Below are 22,746 nucleotides of genomic sequence, written 5' to 3' on the forward strand. Positions count from 1 at the left end.
GCGTACGGGGGACGGCTCAGGACCGGGGCGTACGGGGGACGTACGGGGGACGGCTCAGGACCGGGGCGTACGGGCGTCGCTGCCGCCGGCGGGCTCCCGCGGGGCGGCCACCCGGCGGTACGAGGCGGCGGCCTCGGTGGCGCGACCGAGCCGTTCGAGGCAGTGGGCCTCGTCGTGGCGGGCCGCCAGCGTGTCGGGGTGCTCGGGGCCGAGGCTCCGCTCGCGGGCCTCGGCGACCTGACGGTGGCAGGCGAGAGCCTCGGCCCAGCGCGTCAGCCGGCCGAGGCCGACGGCGATCTCGCGCCGGCTGGCGAGCGTGTCCGGGTGGTCGGCGCCGAGGACCCGCTCGCGGATCGCGCACACGTCACTGGCCTCGGCGACGGCCTCCTCCCAGCGGGAGAGCCGCCCGAGGTTGACGCCGAGGCCGTGTCGGGCGCGGAGCGTCTCCGGGTCCTCGGGGCCGAGCACGCGGGTGCGGGCGGCCACCAGGTCGCGGTAGAGGCCGAGGGCGTCGCCGCTCCGGCCGAGCCGGCCGAGGCAGATGCCGACCTCGTAACAGGCGGCGAGCGTGTCGGGGTGGTCGGGGCCGAGGACGTCGGAGCGCGCGGCGACGACCTCGCGGTAGGCGGCGAGCGCCTCCGACCAGCGCCCCAACTGGCCCAGGTCGTAGGCCACCTCGTAGCGGGTCACCAGGGTGTCGGGATGGTCGGCGCCGAGCAGCCGGCCACGCGCCGCCGCCACCTCGGCGGCCATCCGGTACGCGTCCTCGCGGCGCCCGAGACGTCCCAGGTTGAAGGCCAGGTTGTGGCGGCAGCGCAGGGTGTCGGGGTGGTCGGCGCCCATGGTGCGTTCGCGCGCGGCGAGCACGTCCACGTACACCCGGTGCGCCTCGACGTGCCGCCCGAGCCGGCCGAGGACGTACGCCGTCTCCTGACGGGCGGCCAGCGTGTCGGGGTGGTCCGCGCCGAGGACCCGCTCGCGCGCCTCGGCCACCAGGTCGAATTCGCGCAGGGCCTCGGCGGGGCGGGCGAGCCTGCTGAGGGTGAAGCCGAGTTCGTACCGGCTGGCGAGGGTGTCGGGGTGGTCGGGTCCGAGGACGCGGCGGCGGTCCTCGACGACGGACCGGTGCACGTCCTCGGCCTCGTCCCAGCGGCCGAGCCGGCCGAGGCCGAGCCCGGCCCGGTGCCGGCCGGCGAGCACGGCGAGGAGTTCCGGCGGCGCGGTGGCTCGTTCCGGGCCGTCCGGGGAGCGCGGCGGAACCACGCGGGAGGCGGTCGTCCACTCCCCCGTGAGCGCGGCGACGGGGTCGTACGCCTGCGGGCGCGACGCGTCGGCCTCACCGGTCGCGGGGTGCCCGGCGGTCATGTCCCTGGCCCAGGAGGGGAGTCGGGGGGATGCCTCGTCGGCGGGCGTCCGCGCGGGAGGGACGGCAGCGGGAACGACGGCCTCCCGCACACCGCCGCTGGAGCCGGGGCCGAGTCCGGAGCCGGGGCCGAGTCCGCGACCGGAGTCGGGGAGGAGTCCAGAGCCGAGTCCGCGACCAGAGTCGGGGCCGGGTCCGATTCCGGTGCGGGCCGAGATGATCCTGCGCCGCAGGACGCCCGCGTCGGTGGGCCGGTCGTCGGGGGTCTTGGCGAGCAGGTCGAGCACGATCCGGTCGAGATAGTCGGGCAGTTCGGCCCGGTGGGTCCGCAGGGGTCGCGGCGGGGTGTCGCGGTGGCCGACGAGGACGGCCCAGGCGTCCTCCAGGTCGAAGGGCGGGGCTCCGGTGGCGATCTCGTACAGCACGCAGCCCAGCGAGTACAGGTCGCTGCGGTGGTCGACCTGGCCGCCGCTGATCTGCTCGGGCGACATGTAGTGCGGGGTGCCCATCGCGATGCCGGTGCCGGTGAGCTGCGAGGTGTGGCCGATGTTGTCGCCGAGCCGCGCGATCCCGAAGTCGCAGATCTTCACAGCGCCGTCGCCGAGCCGCATGATGTTGGCCGGCTTGAGGTCGCGGTGGACGATGCCCTGCCGGTGCGTGTAGGCGAGGGCGTCCGCGACCTGTTCGGCGATGTCCACGACGTCCTGCACCGGTAGCGGGTGCTGCTTGTTCTCCTCCAGGAGCTGGCTGAGGTTGTGCCCCTCCAACAGTTCCATGACGAGGAAGAGCACCCCGTCGTACTCACCGAAGTCGTGCACGACGGTGACCCCGCGGTGCTGGAGCGAGGCCGCCACCCGGGCCTCGCGCCGGAACCGTTCCCGCAGCACGGTCAGGGAGTGCGGGTCCCGCTGCTGCGGTCCCAGCGGTTTGAGGCACTTGACCGCGACCCGGCGGCCGAGCGACTCGTCGGTGGCGCGCCACACCTCGCCCATGCCGCCGCGCCCGATCACGTCGTGCAGCCGGTACCGGCCCTGGATCAGCCTGGTCTCCGCCATCGCGTGCTGTCGCCCCCGTGTGTTCCTCGCGCCCTCCCCGGCTCGTCCAGTATGGCGGCCTGGCTGCGGAGTGTGTACGGGGCGGGACGCGCGTCGGGGCCGAGCCGGGACATCGCTTTCAGAATGTGACCCGGCGGCAGCCGCCAGCGGAGCCGGGCCGGAATCGAACGCAGCAGATTGGCCGTGGCCGTGAGCTGGTACGTGACGGTCTCGGGCGGCGGCGCGGGCCTGCCGTAGAGCTCGTGGGCGTAGAGGGGCAGGCAGTCGTACGCGAGTGAGGCCACGCGCCGCCAGATGATCTCGCGCGCCGGTACGAGGGCGGGGGCGACGGGCGGGCGGCGCAGAAAGGCGTCCACGGCGCGGGCGTCCGCTCCGGCGGCGAGCCGCGGCCGTACCCCGTCGAAGTAGGCGCCGAGTTCGTCGACGGTCGCGGGCAACGCCCGGGTCGAGGCCGACGAGGCGGGCGGAGACGCGGTGTTCGTCGACGTACCGGTCCGCCTGGGCGTCGGTGAGGGATACGCCGGAGCGACGGACGACGGAGAGGTACGAGGCGACCTCGGCGCAGTGCACCCAGAGGAGCAGCTCGGGGTCGTCGACGCCGAGCAGCCGGTGGATCTTCCGTACCCGAGCTCCGGCCGCCTCGGCGGCCTCGGCGGTCCCGTAGCTGATCGTGCCGACGAAGTCGGCGGTCCGGAGCAGCCGGCCCCAGGCGTCGCGGCGGAAGTCACTGTTGATCATCACGCCGCGCACGGCCACGGGGTGAAGCGCCTGCAGATACAGCGCGCTGACGCCGGCGATCCACATCACGGGATCGCCGTGCAACTGCCAGGTCACGGAACCGGGACCGAACAGCCCGGGATCGGCGTCCTTGCTCATACGGTCAGGCTACGGGGCACGCTCCGGATCGGCCGGGGGTTCGGGCGACGCGCTTCGCGCACGTGGACGACCACACCGTCCTCGTCCATGTCCGCAGCGCCCGCGTCGACGGCCGCCAACTGCGGGAGCCGTACGCGCACTGGCTCGCCGAGCAGGCGAAAGAGGGACCGGCGGGACCGACGGGACCGAGACTCAGAGGTCGCGAGCCGAGCGCTCTTCCGGTTATTCCGCTGAATGGCGCCGATCAGCCAACGGCCGACACCACGGGATTCATGGTGTCGGCCGACGACGTGAGCTCTCGGATCGCAGGAGCACTGGGAAGTCGACTTCAGCGAGGGTCTTCAGATGCCTACTGGTCAGCCGACAGGTGGCCGCGCACTTTGCCCTGCGGGTGTGCCGTTCACCCTCTTCGCAGCCGGCCGGGCCTACACCCTCAAGAACGTCATGCGCCCGCCAAAGACGCTCATGCAATGATCTTGCAGTTGGCCCGTTCGGGGCTCAACAGGGGGGCATACTGATGAGAAAACGCCATAGACCACTTCGCTCGGCTCTGCTGCGAAGAGGCATTTACCCGCTGGCCGGATTCCTGGCCATCGAACTGGGCATCCCGGTCGGCGTTGCTGCCGCCCCGGCCCCTCCTGCCTCAGTCATAGAGGTTCAGCCGTCTGAGGAAGAGCTCGCCGCAGCCGCCCGTGCGCGAGCCGCTCTGCTCGGGGAGCGCGTGGAGATCACCACGTTGCGGGCAGAGACTTCGACCACCTACGCCAACCCTGACGGAACCTTGACCGAAGAATCGACCACGGGTCCGATCAGGGTCAAGAGCGAGACGGGTGTCTGGCAGAACGTGGACACCACGCTCGTGTTCCGTGACGGGAGCGTCCAGCCCAAGCAGGCCGCTGCGGGCATCCGGTTTTCCGATGGCGGTGTTGGCCCACTGGCCGAGGTTACTGAGGGAGCACGAGCGCTGGGCCTTGGTTGGGACGGTCAGCTGCCCCGGCCGACTCTTCATGGAAACTCCGCGACCTACAAGAACGTGGGGCCCGACACCGATCTCGTTGTTACGGCTCTGCCGGAAGGGTTCTCGCATCTACTGGTGCTGAACGAGCGGCCCAAGGAGCAGGTCGAACTGCGGATCCCCGTGGTGGCCGAAGGCCTGAGGCTCCGCGAGACGGCCGATGAGCGGTTGCTGTGGGAGAGCAAGGACGGTAGGGATGTGGCTGCCGCCCCTGTGCCTGTCATGTGGGGCGCTGATGAGCACGCCAATACCCGTGAGCCGGCCAAAGTCTCCGATGTCGCCGCGTCTGTCGAGGGCAGCGGAGACGCCCAGACTCTGGTCTTGAAGCCGGACGCCGCGTTCCTGGATAACCCTGAGGTGACGTACCCGGTAACGGTAGACCCGACCAACACTCTCCTGGGACCGGTCACGGACACATGGATTCAGGGCGACGACTACCCGACGTCCCAGCGTGGGTCCACCGAACTGAAGGCAGGCACCTACAACGGAACGGAACGGGCCCGGGCCTACCTGAAGTTCGATACGACCCGGTTCCTCGGCAAGCAGGTCCTGGACGCCGACCTCCGCTTGTTCTCGTACTGGTCGTCTTCCTGTTCGACCGACAACGCCGGGATTCAGGTCCGCCGAGTCACCTCCGACTGGGACCCCTCTGCCATCTCCTGGGCCAGCCAGCCCGCAACGACGACGGCGGTCGCTCCGGTGTCGAAGGTAGCGAAGGGCTACAGCGCCAGCTGTCCGGCAGGAAACGTTGAGTGGGACGTGAACGGCATCGTCCAGGCGTGGGCGGCTGGTCAGCCCAACTACGGGGTACGCCTGGCGGCCGTGGACGAAACAGATCCGCTGACCTGGCGGCGCTACCGCTCGGCGAACTACGTCGACGGTTCGCACGACGCAGCGTCGGAGCCGTCGCTCATCGTCACCTACAATTCCGCGCCTGCAATCCCCACCGGGCTCACCACCTCGCCGGTCAGGGCCGACACCTCAGTGACGACTACGGCGTCCCCGAACCCTGCTTTTCACGCTCGGGTCACTGACAGCGACCCGGGCTCTCTCCTGACGGCGGAGTTCCAGGTCGCACCTGATCCGGCCTATGCGGACACCACCGTGACCTGGACGGGCAGAGGGCGTCAGGTCACGTCGGGCTCGGTCTCCATGGCCCAGCTGTCCACCGTCACAGGGCTCCCGGAAGGTGCTCACCTTCAGGTCCGTGCGCGTACCTATGACGGCGTAGACACCTCCAGCTGGTCTGGCTGGACGACTTTCCGGGTTGCCGCGAGTGCGGAGCTTCCCGCTGACTTGCCGCAGCAGCTTCAGGCCGGGGCGACGGACACCGGCTCTCCTCTGATTTCTGGGGTCGTCTCCTCTCCTAACGGTGGCATGGTCGAAGCTCAGTTCCGGATCAGCAACGCCGCTGGGACGCAGACTCTGGGGGCCCAGCTTGTGCCCAACGGCGAGAGGGCGGGCTTCCAGGTCCCTGCGGTCGCCTTGGCGTCGGGCGGCCCGCACACGTGGTCCATGCGTGCCTGCTATACCGGCAAGTGCTCAGCGTGGACCTCCGCGACTCCAATCAAGGCCGGCTCCGGTGCTCCCCCTTCCACCACGGATGCCAGCGCGTCAGTGTCCCTTCCTCTCACGCAAGCCACCGTGTGCACCGATTCCGACGCCTGCGTCGGTGACACCACCGGCTCGCTGAAAGTCGGCAGCGTCTCGGGCAAGAACTGGCGTAGCTACGTCAAGGCTGATGTTTCGAAGATTCCGGCGGACGGCCGTGTGATCAGCGCGACGCTTCAGCTCCAGTCGACCTCGACAAGCCCGGCGCTGGCCGTTCACGCCCTCAACGGAGCATGGGCCACCACTGGCACAGGTGCCGACCTGGACCGTGTCACGGCTCCGGGGGTAAACGTGGATGCGACCGCACCGTGGACCATAGACGTCACCGGTCTCGTCACGGGCTGGACGGACGGCGCGAACGGTAATCACGGTCTGGTACTCCGCAAGCCCGATGGTGCGCCAAGCACGGCCGGCGTCACCTTCACCGGCGCCACTTTGACCGTCGCATACGAAGCCGCGACGCCCCCCTCGGCACCCGTCGACCCACAGGCCCGCCCCGGAGACGGTGGCGCGCTGGTCACCTGGGGCGCGAGCACGGACAGCGGCTACGACGACACGCTCCTCACCTACCAGGTGAGCGCGGTCGACGCTACGGGTGCCACCGTCAGCGAGCACACCACACACCGCACGGATGCCGTCATCACCGGGCTCCAGAACGGCACCTCCTACACCTTCCAGATCCGCGCCTCCAGCCGCCACGGTACGAGTGACACCGTCTCCAGCAATCCCGCAACGCCCTTGAGCGCACCGCTGGCAACCGCCACCTACCAGCAGGCTGTGACGGAGTACCTTGCAGCGGCTGCCTCGCTGACGACGGGCGCGAGCAAGAACGGCGACGCCGCATTGGCCGGCCGGCCGAACTCGGCCCTGTACACCTGGCTGCTCAACGCCGAGGAGCCCGGGCTGATCGACACTCGCGACGCCCTCAGAGCGGAGGGCCTCACCTATACACACGTCACTTCTGCCCTCTCCGACGTCCTCGCCCTGCCTGAGGTCGACGGTTCCGTGACCCTTCGGGCATCGGTACGTGAGAAGAAGACGGCCGCCGACGCGCCCGGTGAGCCCGAGGAGAGCGAGGCGCCCTTCCTCTACGATTTCTCCACCGGTGCCAACCCGCAGTTGCGCAGCAAGGTCAGCGCATCCTCCTTCGAGCAGCGCTTGGCGTCGGATGACAGTGTGTTCGGTACCGTCGCCTACGGGACGATCGAGAACGACGGCCCTGACGCCACGACCGCACCCAGGCCCGCCCCTGAGCCGGCAAGCCCGCCGTCTCCCGACGAGGAGCAGTACGGGCCGTTCGGAACCATCAACATGAGCGGCACGGCAACCTGGGCCCGGGCTCATTGGAATGACCGCGGGAAGTACGGCCAGGACTGCACCAACTTCATCTCCGAAGCCTTGCATTACGGCGGTGGAATGCGCATGAAGGGTTACGACAAGGACAGGACCAGCGTCAACACCTGGTGGCGAAAGAAGTACATCGCGCCGATCCACTCCGGTGGGGGCACCTACTTCATCGACTCCCACACCTGGACTGTCGCAGACAAGATGCGTCAGTTCCTGAGCCGACACAGCAACGGTGCCGTGTACCAGGAGAGCCACCAGAAGTACGCCAAGGTCGGCGACATCGTCTTCTTCAACTGGGGAGGACAGGGCGGCTGGGATCACGCTGGTGTCATCACGAAGATGGCCAACGGTAAGGCGTACGTCAGCGCCCACACCAACAACCGGCTCAACTATCGTCTCGACTCCTACGTGCAGAGCCATCGTGGCACGTGGGCAGACATCATCCGAGTCAGGCCGGAGTGGTACTGATGCCCAAGATTCCCCGCATGCGTTGGGTCGTGACTACGGCACTCGCCCTGTGCCTCGGCGCTGCCGCGCTTGTCTGGTGGCGGCAGCAGGACACCGCCCCGTACGCCCTGCGTGAATCCCCCTCGGTGACCGTCGCCGTCCGACCCACTCAGTCGGACTACCCAGAAGCCAAACAGGTCGCCGGTGAAGTAGACCTCCTCATCAAGGTCTACGTCCAGCGTCTCCTCGCCGGTGACGCCGAGGCCCTGGCGGCACTGGGCGCCCCCTGGTTCACCAACAAGGAGAAGGCAGCCGAAGACCTCATCGCGGAGTACCAGAGTGTCGCGGACAAGCCGGTGGTGGCCACCGTCGCCGATCCGGTCACACCTGACCTGGCTTCCGTTGAACTCCGTTTCGCTGAAGGCAAGAGACAAACGCTCAATCTGTCACGCGCCGACGGTGTGTGGTGGGTGGAAGTGGGCGAAGGCGACCCTGTCAAGCCGTAAAGGTATACTCCCGAGCCAGGTCCGCCATGTTTCTGGCCAGAGCTGCTGAGCCCGGAAAGTGAGTGTCCTCGAGGCTGACCCGCCATCAAAAGAGCGAGCCCTGGACCAATTGGCCCAGGGCTCGCAGCCGTTCCTAAGGAACCTATCGCCACGCCAAGACGGGATGAACGTCGGTACGTTCACCGAGGATGCAAGGTCGGCCTGCCCAACCACTGAGCTCGTTCAGAGTGGCCACTGATCGGGTGACGGGCTGACGTCCCTCAACGCACGAGGCTCCCGTGCCGTTGGGGGAGGTGTTCGAAGTCTCAACCCATCGGCACAGAAGCCCTGTTGGTTCCCGATTCTGCCACACTCGACCTGCCGCACACCCTGGTCGAGTGGGTATCCATACTCATCGTCACCCGCGAGGGTGACCGCCGTTGCAAGCTTCCGCCTCACCAGCGTGCCCTCGTGGGCCTGGTCTATCTGCGCCGGCACGACACGCTCACGCAGATCGCCGCCGGCTTCGGCATGTCCGTCGGCACCGCCCACGCCTACGTCAAGGCCGTCGTCGAGCACCTGTCCCGAAGGGCGCCCGGCCTCCTGCGGGTCCTGCGGGAGACCGATCCCGACCATGTCCTGCGCGACGGGACCCTCGCCGAGTGCGACCGCGTCGGCGACAGCCGGGCGGACCTCTCTCAGAAGCACCGCCGTCATGGCGCGAACGTGCAGGTCGTCGCCGATGCCTCGGGCAGGCTGCCGTGGATCTGGCCCGCGCTGCCCGGACGCAGCCATGACCTGACCGCGGCTCGATCATCTGTCGATGCAGCCCTCAACAGGACCGGACATCGACACCGACGAGTGTTCTCGGTGCCGACGATCCATCTTTTGTGCCGACTAAGAATCCTCGTCACACGCTCAGCGGCGGACGCGGGGCATGCCGAGGCCGATCCAGGAGATGATCTCGCGCTGGATCTCGTTGTTGCCGCCGCCGAAGGTGAAGATGACCGCCGAGCGGTAGCCGCGTTCGAGTTCGCCGTGCAGGACCGTGCCCGCCGAGCCCTCCTTGAGCGCGCCCGCGGAGCCGACGACCTCCATGAGCCAGGCGTAGGCGTCGCGGCGGGCCTCGGAGCCGTAGACCTTGACGGCGGAGGCGTCCTGAGGGGTGAGGGTGCCCTGCTGGACGGCGTTCACCATCTGCCAGTTGAGGAGTTTCATCGCGTCGAGCCTGGCGTGCGTGCGGGCGAGGCTCCGGCGGACCCAGCCGAGGTCGATGACCCGTCGGCCGTCGGCGAGCTTGGTGTCGGCGGCCCAGCGCTGGACGTCGTGGAGCGCCCGGATCGCCATCGTGCCGTGGGCGGCGAGGGTCACGCGCTCGTGGTTGAGCTGGTTGGTGATGAGCCGCCAGCCCTTGTTCTCGTCGCCGACCCTGCGGGAGACCGGGACGCGGACGTTCTCGTAGTAGCTGGCGGTGGTGTCGTGCGAGGCGAGGGTGTTGATGAGGGTGCAGGAGTACCCGGGTTCGCTCGTCGGGACGAGGAGCATGGTGATGCCCTTGTGGGCGGGCGCGTCCGGGTCGGTACGGACGGCGAGCCAGACCCAGTCGGCGGTGTCGCCGTTGGTCGTCCAGATCTTCTGGCCGTTCACGACGTACTCGTCGCCGTCCCTGACCGCCCGCGTCTTGAGTGCGGCGAGGTCCGTACCGGCGTCGGGCTCGCTGTAGCCGATGGCGAAGTCGATCTCGCCGGAGAGGATCCTCGGCAGGAAGTACGCCTTCTGCTCGTCGGTACCGAACTGCATGATCGTCGGACCGACGGTGTTCAGGGCCATCAGCGGCAACGGGACGCCGGCCTGGGCGGCCTCGTCGAAGAAGATGAACTGCTCCATGGGGCTGAGCCCCCGGCCCCCGTACGCGACCGGCCAGCCCACCCCGAGCCAGCCGTCGGTGCCGAGCCTGCGCACGGTCTCGCGGTAGAAGCGCTTCTGCGCGGCCGGGTCGGCGTAGCGCGCGTGGACGTCGTCCGGCACGAGTTCGGCGAAGTACGCACGCAGCTCCTCGCGCAGGCGGTGCTGGGCGGGCGTGTACTCGAGGTGCATGGGGCCTCCCGTGGCGGCGTCCTGGGTACCGTGCGCGCGACGGCGGCCACGGTAGAACGTGTTCCACAAATGGGGAAGCCCCACGACCGCCCTGGCTCGGCGAGGAGAGTCCGGGCCAGGGCGGTCGGGTGGGCCGGTCGTCCGGGTGGCTGTTCAGAGGTGTCTGTGCGGACGTGTCCGTTCAGAGGTGTCTGTTCAGGCCGGTCTGTTCGGACGTGTCTGTCAGGGCCCGCCGTCGGCGGGCCGTCGTCCAGGGTCAGGGCAGGAGCTCGTCGAGGGAGGCACGCCCCTTCTCCGCCATGCGGCGCTCCGCCCACGCGAGGCTCTTCGGATTCACGTCACGTCCGGAGGCGAGGATCAGGTCCTCCGCCGTGTATTCGCCCTCCGACCCGGCATGCAAGAGGCGGTCGGGCGTCGGGCTCTCCCCCGGAGATGTCTTGTCGGACTCAGCGTTCATGCCGCCTCCTACTCGTTCTTCCGGTACCGGCCATTCTCGTGTCCGGTGACCTCGACCGCATCCGGGCAGGAGCCCGGCGCCGCCGTATCGGTTCCGTGTCGGCCCCGCGTCGGTGGGCTCGGGGAGGGTGGTGACCCCGCCCGCCGATGAAGCGATCACCGGCCTCGACCACCAGGAGCCCCGATGCCCGCGTCCCCGCCCGCCGCGTCCGCCGCCCTTCCCCTCCGCCGGATCCGCGTCCTGGCCGTCCGCCCGGTCACCCCTCGCTCGGTCAGGATCACCTTCGGTGGCGAGTCGCTCGCCGGCCTCACCCTCGACGGGCCGGACCAGCAGGTGAAGCTGTACGTCCCGCGCCCCGGCCAGGCGGAGCCGGTGCTGCCCTCCCCCGACCCGTCCGGTGACGTGATGCGCTGGTACGCGGCGTACGCCGCGATCCCGGAGGCCGAGCGGCCCTGGATGCGCAGCTATACGATCCGGGCCCACGATCCCGCGGCGGCGACCGTCGACATCGACTTCTACCTGCACGGCGCGGACGACCGGAGCGGGGAGGGCCGGAGCGGGGAGGGGCCCGCGACGCGCTGGGCGCGCGGCGCCAGGCCCGGCGAGACGCTCGGGATGTTCGGGCCCTCGGCGTACTTCGCCACTCCGGTGACCGTCGGCGCGGCGGAGTGGACGCTGCTGGCCGCCGACGGGTGCTCGCTCCCCGCCCTCGCGACCGTCGTCGAAGCGCTGCCGCCCGGCCATCGGGCGCTCGCCTTCGTCCAGGTCGCCGACGCCGACGAGGAGCTGCCCTTCGTCACGGCCGCCGATCTGACCGTGCACTGGCTGCGCGAGGACGTCTCACCGGCGGACGCGGTGCGTGGGGCCGCGCTGCCGCCCGGCACGCCCTACGCCTGGCTCGCCGGGGAGGCCGGGGCCGTACGGGAACTCCGGCGGCACCTGCTCCAGGAGCGCGGCTACGACCGGCGCACCGTGCATTTCACCGGGTACTGGCGCCGCCACCTCACCCAGGACGACGCGCCCACGCCTGAGGACCTCACGGAGGCCCGGGAGCGGCTGGAGTCGGCGGAGGGGAGAGCGCGGGGGTAGAGGGGGCGAGAGGCTGGAGAGCGTGGCGCCGTCCGCGTTCACACGAGCGTCGCCGCCTCCCGTACGGAGAGCCTGGCGCCCTCCTCGTACCGTCGCGCGTACGTCGCCGGGTCCAGGGATCTGCGCAGCGCATGCTCCGCGTGGGCGCGCACCGACGACTCGGTCTGTTCGGTGAAGGGGCGGAAGCCGGCCCCGCCCGCGTCCCCGGGGTGGGCGTCGTACGCGCCGAGCAGTCGGGCACCGTCCTCGGCGTCGCCCGGCCCGCCGCGGCCCGCCCTGGCCCAGGCCGCCGTCGGGAAGAGGCCGAGGAGGAGGTGCGGGGCCACGAGGTACGCGAGGCCCTCCACGTCCCGCACCACGCGGGTGAGCTGTACGGCGGCGTCGGCGTACGCCCCGTCGAGGCAGTCGAGCCAGCCGCGCAGGCCTCCGGTCACACCGAGAAAGAGGTCGGGCGTGTCGCCGCTGAACTCCGCTTGCATCCGGTCGACCTGCTCCCGGGCCAGGGCGGTGCGTCCGGTGTGTGCGTAGTGCTGGGCGAGGAGCAGTCGGGCCGTGCTGACGGGCTCCCCGCTCGACTCGGCCGAAGCGTCCGCCGCGGCCTCGACCAGGAGCCGCTCGGCCGCCGCGCGCGCCTCCGGGTCCGTGTCCGTGGCCGGGAGGCGCAGGCGTACGGCCGCGAGTCTGGCCGTGAACACGGTGGCCTGGGCGTGCGCGCCGAGTCCGGCGGCGGCCCGCGCGGCCTGCTCGTAGTCGGCGGCGGCCTCGACCAGGCGGCCCGACCGTTCGCGGGCCTCGCCGCGCGCCGAGCGGGACTCGGCCGTGCCCCAGGGGTCCCCCACCCGCTCGAAGTGGGCGAGGGCGGCATCCGCGTCGGCGGGGCGGTCGCCGAGGAGTTTGGCCCGCATGAGGTGGGTGAAGGCGAGCTCCCAGCCGAGGCCTTCGGCGCGGCACGCGGAGAGAACGGCGTCGAGTGTCTCTTCGAGGCTGTCGAACTCGCCGGTCATCAGCCGGGCGAAGAACCACATGGTGCCCGGCTGACGGCAGTTCTGCGGCATGCCGGGGCGGTAGGCCGCGACGATCGCGTCGAGGTGGGCGCGGATCTCGGGCCGTTCGAGGGACTTGGCGCCCTCGCCGCCCTCTGCGGCGAGGGCGACGAGCGCGCACCCGCGTCGCGCCTCCCAGAGCTGCTCCTCCGACCAGGGCGGCGGCGCGTCGGTGCAGCGAGCGGTGAGGGGGACGGCGTGCCGGACGGGCGGGGCGAAGGGGTCGGGGCCGAGGGCCGCCGCCGCTCGCGACCAGAGGCGGGCGTCGGTCTGCCGGGCACGGAGCTGCCAGAACCAGCTCATGGACAGGACCAGGCAGAGCGCCTCCTGCTCCGCGCCGAGACCCACGGCGGTGCGCAGGGCGGCCGTCACGTTGCCGTGCTCGGTCTCGAGGCGCCCGAGCCAGACCGGCTGGTCCGGGCCGCGCAGGGCGGGGTCGGCGTGGCGGGCGAGCTCGCGGTAGTGGACCAGATGCCGGCGCTCGGTCTCCGCCCGGTCCCCGGCCTCCTCCAGCCGCTCCCCCGCGTACTCGGCCACCGTCTCCAACAACCGGTAGCGCATACCGCCGCCGTGCCCGTCGTCGCAGGGCGCGGCGACGACCAGTGACTTGTCGACCAGCGAACCGAGCAGATCGAGGGTGTCCCCCGGCGGGCAGACCGCCTCCGCCGCCTCCAGGTCGCAGCCGCCCGAGAACACCGAAAGCCGGCGCAGAACGGCACGTTCGGGCTCGGTCAGCAGATCCCACGACCAGTCGACCACCGCACGCAACGTCTGCTGCCGCGGCAGCACCGTCCGCGCCCCCGAGGTCAGCAACCGGAACCGGTCGTCCAACCGATCCGCCAACTGCCGCGGCGACAGCACCCGCAGCCGCGCCGCCGCCAGCTCGATCGCCAACGGCAACCCGTCCAGACGCCGACAGATCTCCCCACACGCCTCCGGATCCCCCGCCGGATCAAAACCCGGCCGGGCCGCCGCACCCCGATCCGCCAACAGCCGCAACGCCTTGTCCTGCGGGAGCGGCTCCAGCGGCCGTACGAACTCCCCCGGCACACCCAACGGCTCCCGGCTCGTCGCAAGGACCGTCACCCCCGGACACCGCGCCAGCAACACCTCCACCAACTCCGCCGCCGCACCCACCACATGCTCACAGTTGTCCAGGAGCAACAGCAGCCGACGCGACCCGCAGTGCTCCACCAGCCGGGTCAGCGCCTCCCGGGACGTGGCACCCCACGGCTGCGTCTCGCGACCGCCGATCGCGGTCAGGACGGCGGCCGCCACCTCGGACTCCGAACGTACGGAGGCGAGTTCGGCGAACCGGGTCCCGTCCGGGCGGTGCCGCGTCCCCGCGTCGGCGGCCTCCAGGGCCAGCCTCGTCTTCCCCACGCCACCCGGTCCGATCAGGGTGACCAGTCGCCGCAGCTCCAACTCGGGCACGAGATCGTCGAGTTCCTGCTCCCGCCCGACGAACGAGGTCGGGCGTGCGGGCAGCGGCAGCGCCGGCTGCGGTTGCGGTTGCGGTTGCGGTTTCCGTTGCGCCGGCGCGAAGAGCGAACCGTCGCCGGCGAGCAAGTCCGCGTGCAGGGCACGCAGTTCGGCCCCCGGGTCCGCCCCCAGGCGGTCCGCAAGCACGGTGCGGACCTCCTCGTACACCCGCAGCGCCTCGGCCCCGCGCCCGGCGGCCCGCAGGGCGCGGATGCGGAGTGCGGAGACGGTCTCGTCCAAGGGGCGCTCGGCCGCGAGGGCCTCCAGCGGCGCCACGGCTTCCTCGGCCCGCCCGAGGGCCACCTCGGCCGCGAGGCGGTCCTTGCGGGCCTGGGCGTGGCGCTGTTCGACCCGTACGACCAGAGGGTCGCCGTCCCGGCCCGGCAGATCGGCGAGCGCGGGACCGCGCCACAGCGCGAGCGCCTGGTCGAGGAGGAGCGCCGCCTGCTCCGCCTGCCCGGTCGCCAGCGCCTGCCCACCCTCGGCGGCCAGCCGCTCGAACACGTACAGGTCCACGTCCTCGGCCCCGGCGGCGAGCCGGTACCCGCCGGCGACGGAGACCACCGCCTCCCGCCCCAGCGCCCGGCGGAGCCGTCCGACCAGTGCCTGGAGCGCCTCCGTGCCGTCCCCGGGCGGCTCGCCCTCCCAGATCAGTCCGATCAGCTCGTCCACCCGGACGGTGCGCCCGACCGCGCTCGCCAGAGCGGCCAGCAGCGCGCGGAGGCGGGCGCCGCTGAGCACGGCCTCCCCGCCGTCCGCCCGGAGGGCCTCGCAGGGGCCGAGCACGCGGTACCGGATGATCACCGGCCCATTCTCCCCCGGTCGCCCGCTTCCCCTCCCACCAGCCCCTCCGCCTCCCCTACGGGCCGCGGCCCCACCTCCGCGCAGCCGACTGCCCCGCGCGCCCTTGCGGACCCGTACGGCCCCAGGGGCATCCCCTTGGGCATCCCCTACGGCCCCGGGGCAGCCCCGCACGGCCCCGGGCGGCGCGTCTCCGTCGGTCACAACTCGGGCACTCGGTGTGTCGCCGCCATGGCGTCGGAGGGGTGCGGGTTCGACAATGGTGAGGATGACCGATGACGACCGGCGCACGCGCAGTGGCGAGATCGGGCCCACCGAGCGGCTCGCCATGAATCGGACCGGCAGCTTCGACTGGGACCTCGACACGGGCACCATCGACGTCGACGAGGCCGGGCTGCTGGTGTTCGGGCTGGACGCGACCGAGTTCGACGGACGCCCCGCCACGCTCGTCGGGCGCCTCGACCCCGCGGAGCGCACCCGCCTCGACGCGGTCGTGCGGGCGGCGATCACCAGCGGCGAGACCTCGTACACCGCGCAGTTCCGGATCGAGGGGGACGACGGAACGGAGCAGTGGACGCACGTCCAGGCGCGGATCCTGCGGACGCCGGACCGGCGGGCCCACCGCATCGTCGGCGTCGTCCGCGACACGACGGCCGAGGTCACCCACTCCGCCTTCGTCCTGGACCTGGAGAAGCGCCGCGAGGTCCAGACGAGCATCGTCGAGCGGACGACGCACGCGCTGTCGCGGGCGGTGACCGTCGACGACGTGACGGCGGCCATGACCGGCCCCGGCGGGCTCGCCCGGCTCGGCGCGGACGGCCTCGCGCTCGGCCTGGTGGAGAACGGCTCGCTGAATGTCATCGCGCTCAGCGGGGACTCCCTGGAGGCCCTGAACGACTTCCGTTCGCACCGCCTCGACCGGGGACTGCCGCTCGCGGAGACGGTGCTGAGCGGACGGCCCCGGTTCGTGCCCGCGTTCCGCTCCCTCGGCCGGGACTTCCCGGAGCTTGCCCCCTACATCGAGCGGCTGAGGTTCACGTCCGCCTGCTACCTGCCGCTCGTCGCCCAGGCCCGCTCGCTCGGCGGGATGGCGCTGTTCTACCGGCGCCGGTCCCCGTTCAATGCCGACGAGCGCAATCTGCTGCTCGGCCTCGCCGCGATCGTCGCGCAGTCCCTCCAGCGCGCCAAACTCTTCGACGAGGAGCGGGAGCTGGCCACCGGACTGCAGGAGACCATGCTGCCGCGCCGAATCCCGGTGATCTCCGGTGGCGAGATCGCGGTCCGCTACCACGCGGCCTGGAGCGGGCGGCAGGTCGGCGGCGACTGGTACGACGTGATCTCGCTGCCCCGGGGCCGGGTCGGGGTCGTGGTCGGGGACGTGCAGGGGCACGACACGCACGCGGCCGCCATCATGGGCCAGTTGCGGATCGCGCTGCGGGCGTACGCGGGTGAGGGCCACGCCCCCTCGACCGTCCTCGCCCGGGCCTCTCGTTTCCTCGCCGAGCTGGACACCAACCGCTTCGCGACGTGCACGTACGCCCAGGTCGACCTCGGCACCGGCACGGTGCGCGCCGTGCGCGCCGGACACCTGGGGCCGCTGATCCGGCACACCGACGGGCGGGTCGGGCAGCCCAAGCTGCGGGGCGGGCTGCCGCTCGGTCTGGCGACCGTCTTCGGTGACGAGGAGTTCCCGGAGACCCGGCTGGACCTCGTCCCGGGCGAGACGCTGGTGCTGTGCACGGACGGCCTGGTCGAGCAGCCGGGCTCGGACATCCAGTCCGGTCTTGACGCGCTCTCGGGGGCGATGAGCAGCGGTCCGCCCCAGGCGGAGGCGCTCGCGGACCACCTTTCGGAGCAGCTGTGGGAGCGCTGGGGCGCGGGGGACGACGTGGCCCTGCTCGTGCTGCGGCGCAGCCCGGACCCCGGGACGCCGCGGGCGCCGCGCATGCACCAGTACATCCACCAGGCGGATCCACAGGGGCTCTCCGACGCGCGGGCGGCGGTGGGGCAGGCGCTGCGCGACTGGGGCATGACCGAACTAGCAGACGATGCCGAGCTGTTGACCGGCGAGCTGCTCGTCAACGTTCTGCTGCACACGGAGGGCGGCGCGGTGCTCACCCTGGAGGTCCTGCCGGAGCCGGTGCGCCGGGTACGGCTGTCGGTACAGGACCGGTCGAGCGCCTGGCCCCGGCGGCGTACGCCGGGTGAGGCGGCGACGTCGGGACGGGGGCTGCTGCTGCTCGACGCCCTGGCGTCGCGGTGGGGCGTCGAGCCGCGCGGCGAGGGCAAGGCCGTGTGGTGCGAGATCGGCCCCGTGCACGAGGCGGCGGGGGTCTCCGTGGGACAGGGTGAGGGGTGAGGAGACGGTCATGGACCCCGTGGCGGCGCTGGACCGGATCGCCTTTCTGCTGGAGCGCTCCCAGGCGCCCACATACCGCGTACGGGCCTTCCGTACCGCGTCCGCGGCCGTCGCGGCCATGGCGGACGGCGAGGCCGAGCGGCGCGCGGCGGCCGGGACGTTGGAGACGGTCAAGGGCATCGGGCCGAAGACGGCCGCCGTCGTCAGGGAGGCCCTTGAAGGGCGGGTGCCGGAGTATCTGGAGCGCCTGGAGGCCGAGATCCCCGTCCCCGAGGTCACCGGCGGCGAGACACTGCGGGCGGCGCTGCGGGGCGACTGTCACCTCCACTCCGAATGGTCCGACGGCGGCAGCACCATCGAGGACATGGGCCGCACCGCCGCACGGATCGGCCATGACTGGGCGGTCCTGACCGATCACTCCCCCAGCCTGAAGGTGGCCCGCGGCCTGTCGCCCGAGCGGCTGCGCGAGCAACTCGACGTGGTGGCGCGGCTGAACGAGGAGTGGGCGCCGTTCCGGCTGCTGACCGGGATCGAGTGCGACATCCTGGAGGACGGTTCGCTGGACCAGGAGCCGGAGCTGCTCGACCGGCTGGACCTGGTGGTCGGCTCCGTGCACTCGAAGCTGCGGATGGACGCGCCGGCGATGACCCGGCGGATGGAGAAGGCGGTGCGCAATCCGCTGATGGACGTCCTCGGGCACTGCACGGGCCGGCTGGTCAGCGGGGGGCGGTTGCGGCCCGAGTCGGCCTTCGACGCGGACCGTGTCTTCGCCGCCTGCGCGGAGTCGGGGACGGCGGTGGAGATCAACAGTCGTCCTGAACGGCTCGATCCGCCGCGCCGGCTGCTGCGCCGGGCCGTTGCGGCGGGAGTGTGGTTCGCGGTGGACACGGACGCGCACGCGCCGGGCCAGCTGGAGTGGCAGATCTTCGGGTGCGCGCGGGCCGAGGAGTGCGAGGTACCGACGGAGCGCGTGGTCAACACCTGGTCGGCGGAGGAGCTGTTGGCGTGGGCGCGGGGCGGATGAGAGGGCTAGGGTCTTTCGTTTGGGTCAGGCCGGATCAGGGAGCGGGGTCTGGTGCGTGCGATCGCAAGGCGGAGGAGGGAGTCAACGCGGAGCGTCGGCGACCGACGACAACGCGGCGAGCGGGCGTGCCAGGGCCCGCGAGCCCGGCATGATCCAAACGAAAGGCCCAGGTCGGCCCGGGGTCAGGTCCGCTGCCAGACGGTGGTCGCGTTGCAGAACTCGCGGATGCCGTGGCCGGAGAGTTCACGTCCGTAACCGGACCGCTTCACGCCGCCGAACGGCAGCGCGGGGTGCGAGGCCGTCATCCCGTTGACGAACACACCGCCTGCCTCCAAGTCCCGTACGAAGAAGGCGATGTCCGCGTCGTCGCGCGTCCACACGTTCGAACTGAGCCCGAACGGCGAGTCGTTGGCGACGGCCACGGCCTCCTCGATGTCGCTGACCTGATGGAGGGTGGCGACCGGGCCGAAGGTCTCCTCCTGGTGGATGCGCATCTCGGGAGTGATGTCGGCCAGCACGGTCGGAAGGTAGAACCAGCCGCGCGTCCGGTCCGCCGGGCGGGATCCGCCGCAGAGGACCGTGGCGCCCTTGCGCAAGGCGTCGTCGACGAGTTCCTCCAGGTCGGCGCGGCCCTGCTCGGTGGCGATCGGACCGACGTCGGTGGCGTCGTCGAGGGGGTCGCCGACCGTGAGCGCGGACATGGCGGCGGTGAAGCGTTCGGCGAAGTGGTCGTAGACGTCGCCGTGGACGATGAACCGCTTGGCCGCGATGCAGGACTGCCCGTTGTTCTGGACGCGCGCGGTGACGGCGGTCTTGACGGCACGGGTGACGTCGGCGGACGGCATCACGATGTACGGGTCGCTGCCGCCGAGCTCCAGGACCGTCTTCTTGACCTCGTCCCCCGCGATGGCGGCGACCGAGCGGCCGGCCGGTTCGCTCCCGGTGAGGGTGGCGGCGACGACCCGGCGGTCGCGCAGGACCGCTTCGACGGCGCCGGAGCCGATGAGGAGGGTCTGGAAGCAGCCCTCGGGGAATCCGGCCCGGCGGAAGAGGTCACCGAGGTAGAGGGCGGTCCTCGGCACGTTGGACGCGTGCTTGAGGAGGCCGGTGTTGCCGGCCATGAGCGCGGGCGCGGCGAACCGGATGACCTGCCAGAGCGGGAAGTTCCACGGCATGACGGCGAGGATCGGGCCGAGGGGCCGGTAGTGGACGCGCGCGGCGTCGGCGCCCGCGTCGCGGACGTCTGCCGGGGCGGGATGCTCGTCGGCGAGCAGCGCCTCGGCGTGGTCGGCGTACCAGCGCATCGACTTGGCGCACTTGGCGGCCTCGGCGCGGGCGGCCGTGATCGTCTTGCCCATCTCGGTGGTCATCGTGCGGGCGACGTCCTCGGCGTCCTCGTCGAGGAGGTCGGCGGCACGGCGCATGAGCCGGGCGCGCTCGGCGAAGGAGGTGGAGCGGTACTGCCGGAACGTCTCGTACGAGGCGGCGACACGCCGCTCCACCTCGTCGTGACCGTGCGCCTCATAGGTGCGCAGCGTCTCGCCCGTGGCGGGATTTACGGTGGCGATCGCCATCTGAGCTCCTCCTGCGCGTCCGTCCCACAGGCACCCTCCCGCGCCCGGGACCGGACCGCAATCGGGGAGGGGGCGCGGGGGTGACGAGACCCGGGGGGGGGCGCCCCCGAAGCGGGGACCCGGGGGGCGGGCCCGAGGGCGGGGGCTCGACGGGCTGGGGCGCGACGGGCGCGTCAGCGGTCCGTGACCGGGTGCAGGCCGAGAGCGTCACGGGCGCGTGAGCGGGCGCGGGCCCAGCGCGTCAGCCGTCCGTGACCGGGTGCGTGCCCGAAGCTCCCGGGGCCGACGAGACCCAGCGCAGCGCACCCGCCAGATGCTCCAGGAACGTCTCGTCCTCGTACGCCTCCGCCGCGTGTCCGAGTGCCGTGAAGAAGACCCGGCCCGCGCCCGCCTCGCGACACCAGATCAGAGGGTGGTCCGCGCCCAGCGTTCCGCCCCGGTACGTCGACTCGTCGGCGCGGGCCAGGACCCGCACCCCGGTGGCTCGGGGGTTCGACGTGAAGTTGTACCACTCGTCCGTCCAGGCCCAGCTGCCCGGCAGCGCGGCCGTCGCGGGGTGGTCCGGCGCGTCCACACGGACGACGCCGGGCTGGATCTCCGGGTGGCCGTCGAAACGGGTGCCGAGCAGCTCGCCGTAGAACGGCCAGTCGGGTTCCGCGTTCGCCGCCGCGTGGATCGCCAGGAAGCCTCCGCCGCCGAGGACGTACGCCTCGAAGGCCGCGCGGGCCGGGGGGTCGAGGACCGTGCCGGTGGTCGAGAGGAAGACCACGGCCGCGCACCGGCCGAGCCGCTCCGCCGTGAAGGCCCCCGGATCGTCGGTCACCTCGGCCTCGTGGCCCGCCGCCTCGACCAGGGCGACGAGCGCCTTCGATCCGGCCGGGATCGAGTCGTGGCGGTAGGCGGCGGTACGGGTGTAGATCAGGACGTCGGCGGTCGGCACGAGTCAGCCCTCCCCAGGCAGACGCAGGCGCAGTAAGCGCTTTCACCGTTCGGTGTCCGGCCGACCGTAGCCACCCGCACACCCGCCCCGCAACCAGGGTCCGGGACCTGGGTGCGCGACCTGAGCGCGCGACCTGGGTCCGCAACGGGTCGCGGACCGGCGCCCGGCCCATTGGCGAATCGGATACATCTCTGTATCTTCTGGCGGCATCGCGTCCCGCCGCCGTGAGGAGCCCCCGTGAGCACTCTCCCGCCCGCCCTGGCCGCCGCCGTGGGCCCGCTGCCCGAAGGGGTCACGCTGCCGCTGCCGCCGGCCTTCGAGACCGTCGAGGCGGAGCGTCGGTACCGCAAGGAGCAACTCGCCGCGGGATTCCGGCTCTTCGGGCGGTTCGGGTTCTCCGAGGGGGTCGCCGGGCACATCACCGTGCGCGACCCGGAGAACCCGGACGCCTTCTGGGTCAATCCGTTCGGGATGAGCTTCAGCCAGATCAAGGCCTCCGATCTGATCCTCGTCGACCACGAGGGCACCGTGCTCGTCGGCAACCGCCCTGTGAACCGTGCCGCGTTCGTCATCCACTCGCAGGTGCACGCGGCCCGGCCGGACGCGGTCGCCGCGGCGCACTCGCACTCCCTGCACGGCAAGGCGTTCTCCAGCCTCGGCATCCCGCTCGCGCCGATCACCCAGGACGCGTGCGCCTTCTTCGAGGACCACGGGATCTACGACGACTACCGGGGCGTCGTCAACGAACTCGACGAGGGCGAACGGGTCGCGAAGGCCCTCGCGGGGTACAAGGCGGTCATCCTCAAGAACCACGGCCTGCTCACCGTCGGGCAGTCGGTCGCCGAGGCCGTCTGGTGGTTCGTCACCATGGAACGCTCCTGCCAGGCACAGCTGTTGGCGATGGCCGCCGGCACACCGCAGCTGATCGACCGCGAGACGGCGCTCATCACCCGGGGCCAGGTCGGCACGCACCTGGCCGGCTGGTTCCAGGCCCGGCCGCTGTGGGACCAGATCACCGCCTCGGACCCCGACCTCTTCGGCTGACCGGCGGTCCGCTACCGGCCGCTGTCGATCTCCCGGGTCGACGCCGCCAACAGCGGGGCGAGGAAGTCCCGTTCCAGGCTGCCCGGGGGCAACTCCTCCGGCTCGACATAGCTCTGCGCGAGTCCCCCCTCGCGCAGGGCGATCAGCATCCGGGCGAACCGGTCCGCGTCGACGGTCAGTTCGCGGCCCGCCCTGCGCAGGACGGCGGTCAGCCCGCGCGCGATCTCGGCCCGCAGCCGGGCGTCGTGCCGGGCCAGCACCCAGGCCGCCTGGCGGTCCCGGATGGCATGCAGGGTGAACTCGGTGGTCACGAGGTACCAGTCGCGCTCGTCCGGCTCGATCCGGGAGGCGAGCTCGGCGAGCCGCTCCAGGGTGTAGTCCTCGGCGGCCAGGGTGTCGACGGCCTCGGCGAGCCGCCGTACGGTCCGTTCGCTGTGCTCGTCGAAGAGGGCGAGGAAGAGCTCTTCCTTACTGGCGAAGTTCGAGTAGTACGCGCCGCGGGTGTAGCCGGCGCGCTCACAGATCTGCTCGATCGAGGTGGCGTGGAAGCCGTGCTCGGCGAAGGTCTCCAGGGCGGCCTTGAGCAGGGCTGCTCTGGTCCGGGGCCGACGCTTGGTGACACCTTTCGGCACGGTGG

Annotated in this window: 13 protein-coding genes and 3 pseudogenes; 7 read left to right on the forward strand and 9 right to left on the reverse strand. The window is 71.7% G+C overall.

The window, feature by feature from the left end; genetic code table 11:
• Positions 1-54: 54 nt before the first annotated feature.
• From ACF09C_RS01285 to ACF09C_RS01295, 3 genes and pseudogenes are all read right to left on the reverse strand, one after another.
• Positions 55-2,418, reverse strand: coding sequence for a tetratricopeptide repeat protein (locus tag ACF09C_RS01285; protein WP_392088640.1), 2,364 nt, complete (start codon positions 2,416-2,418; stop codon positions 55-57).
• Positions 2,400-2,804, reverse strand: a pseudogene (locus tag ACF09C_RS01290) (DUF2236 domain-containing protein); the annotation flags it as partial. The gene ACF09C_RS01285 and the pseudogene ACF09C_RS01290, both read right to left, overlap by 19 nt.
• Positions 2,701-3,294, reverse strand: a pseudogene (locus ACF09C_RS01295) (oxygenase MpaB family protein); the annotation flags it as partial. The pseudogenes ACF09C_RS01290 and ACF09C_RS01295, both read right to left, overlap by 104 nt.
• A gap of 721 nt (positions 3,295-4,015) precedes the next feature.
• Between ACF09C_RS01295 and ACF09C_RS01300 the strand changes: the two are divergent.
• The 3 genes and pseudogenes from ACF09C_RS01300 to ACF09C_RS01310 all read left to right on the forward strand — a co-directional run.
• Complete coding sequence (locus ACF09C_RS01300; RefSeq protein ID WP_392087297.1) at positions 4,016-7,735, forward strand: DNRLRE domain-containing protein; 3,720 nt, start codon at positions 4,016-4,018, stop codon at positions 7,733-7,735.
• Positions 7,735-8,220 carry a hypothetical protein gene (locus ACF09C_RS01305; protein ID WP_392087299.1) on the forward strand — a complete coding sequence of 162 codons (486 nt, stop codon included), beginning with the start codon at positions 7,735-7,737 and terminating at the stop codon, positions 8,218-8,220. Before ACF09C_RS01300 ends, ACF09C_RS01305 begins: the two co-directional genes overlap by 1 nt.
• Before the next feature lie 330 nt (positions 8,221-8,550).
• A pseudogene (locus ACF09C_RS01310) lies at positions 8,551-9,015 on the forward strand (transposase family protein); the annotation flags it as partial.
• Between the two features lie 102 nt (positions 9,016-9,117).
• On the opposite strand, the gene ACF09C_RS01315 reads toward ACF09C_RS01310, so the two are convergent.
• Both ACF09C_RS01315 and ACF09C_RS01320 read right to left on the reverse strand, forming a co-directional pair.
• The gene (locus tag ACF09C_RS01315) at positions 9,118-10,296 is read right to left on the reverse strand and encodes an acyl-CoA dehydrogenase family protein (RefSeq protein WP_392087302.1); all 1,179 of its coding nucleotides are present in this window, start codon (positions 10,294-10,296) and stop codon (positions 9,118-9,120) included.
• 256 nt (positions 10,297-10,552) lie between these two features.
• Positions 10,553-10,753 carry a hypothetical protein gene (locus ACF09C_RS01320; protein WP_361966323.1) on the reverse strand — a complete coding sequence of 67 codons (201 nt, stop codon included), beginning with the start codon at positions 10,751-10,753 and terminating at the stop codon, positions 10,553-10,555.
• Positions 10,754-10,936: 183 nt separating this feature from the next.
• On the opposite strand from ACF09C_RS01320, the gene ACF09C_RS01325 reads away from it, so the two are divergent.
• Positions 10,937-11,842, forward strand: coding sequence for a siderophore-interacting protein (locus ACF09C_RS01325; RefSeq protein WP_392087304.1), 906 nt, complete (start codon positions 10,937-10,939; stop codon positions 11,840-11,842).
• Positions 11,843-11,880: 38 nt separating this feature from the next.
• Here ACF09C_RS01325 and ACF09C_RS01330 read toward each other — a convergent pair whose 3' ends face one another.
• A complete protein-coding gene (locus ACF09C_RS01330; RefSeq protein ID WP_392088642.1) occupies positions 11,881-15,165 on the reverse strand; it encodes a BTAD domain-containing putative transcriptional regulator in 3,285 nt (1,094 codons plus the stop codon).
• 271 nt (positions 15,166-15,436) lie between these two features.
• Between ACF09C_RS01330 and ACF09C_RS01335 the strand changes: the two genes are divergently transcribed.
• Entirely contained in the window at positions 15,437-17,527 is a 2,091-nt protein-coding gene (locus ACF09C_RS01335; protein WP_392087307.1) for a SpoIIE family protein phosphatase, read from the forward strand.
• A 10-nt stretch (positions 17,528-17,537) separates the two neighbouring features.
• Positions 17,538-18,551 carry a PHP domain-containing protein gene (locus ACF09C_RS01340; protein ID WP_392087309.1) on the forward strand — a complete coding sequence of 338 codons (1,014 nt, stop codon included), beginning with the start codon at positions 17,538-17,540 and terminating at the stop codon, positions 18,549-18,551.
• A 182-nt stretch (positions 18,552-18,733) separates the two neighbouring features.
• Here ACF09C_RS01340 and ACF09C_RS01345 read toward each other — a convergent pair whose 3' ends face one another.
• Together ACF09C_RS01345 and ACF09C_RS01350 are read right to left on the reverse strand one after the other, a co-directional pair.
• Positions 18,734-20,125 carry an NADP-dependent succinic semialdehyde dehydrogenase gene (locus ACF09C_RS01345; RefSeq protein WP_392087311.1) on the reverse strand — a complete coding sequence of 464 codons (1,392 nt, stop codon included), beginning with the start codon at positions 20,123-20,125 and terminating at the stop codon, positions 18,734-18,736.
• A 241-nt stretch (positions 20,126-20,366) separates the two neighbouring features.
• Positions 20,367-21,065 carry a ThuA domain-containing protein gene (locus ACF09C_RS01350; RefSeq protein WP_392087313.1) on the reverse strand — a complete coding sequence of 233 codons (699 nt, stop codon included), beginning with the start codon at positions 21,063-21,065 and terminating at the stop codon, positions 20,367-20,369.
• A gap of 237 nt (positions 21,066-21,302) precedes the next feature.
• On the opposite strand from ACF09C_RS01350, the gene ACF09C_RS01355 reads away from it, so the two are divergent.
• The gene (locus ACF09C_RS01355; protein WP_392087314.1) at positions 21,303-22,109 is read left to right on the forward strand and encodes a class II aldolase/adducin family protein; all 807 of its coding nucleotides are present in this window, start codon (positions 21,303-21,305) and stop codon (positions 22,107-22,109) included.
• 11 nt (positions 22,110-22,120) lie between these two features.
• Here ACF09C_RS01355 and ACF09C_RS01360 read toward each other — a convergent pair whose 3' ends face one another.
• Positions 22,121-22,741, reverse strand: a complete 621-nt coding sequence (locus tag ACF09C_RS01360) for a TetR/AcrR family transcriptional regulator (RefSeq protein WP_392087316.1) — start codon at positions 22,739-22,741, stop codon at positions 22,121-22,123.
• Positions 22,742-22,746 lie beyond the last annotated feature (5 nt).

Origin of the sequence: Streptomyces sp. NPDC014870 (assembly GCF_043081505.1) — a bacterium.
Lineage (GTDB): Bacteria > Actinomycetota > Actinomycetes > Streptomycetales > Streptomycetaceae > Streptomyces.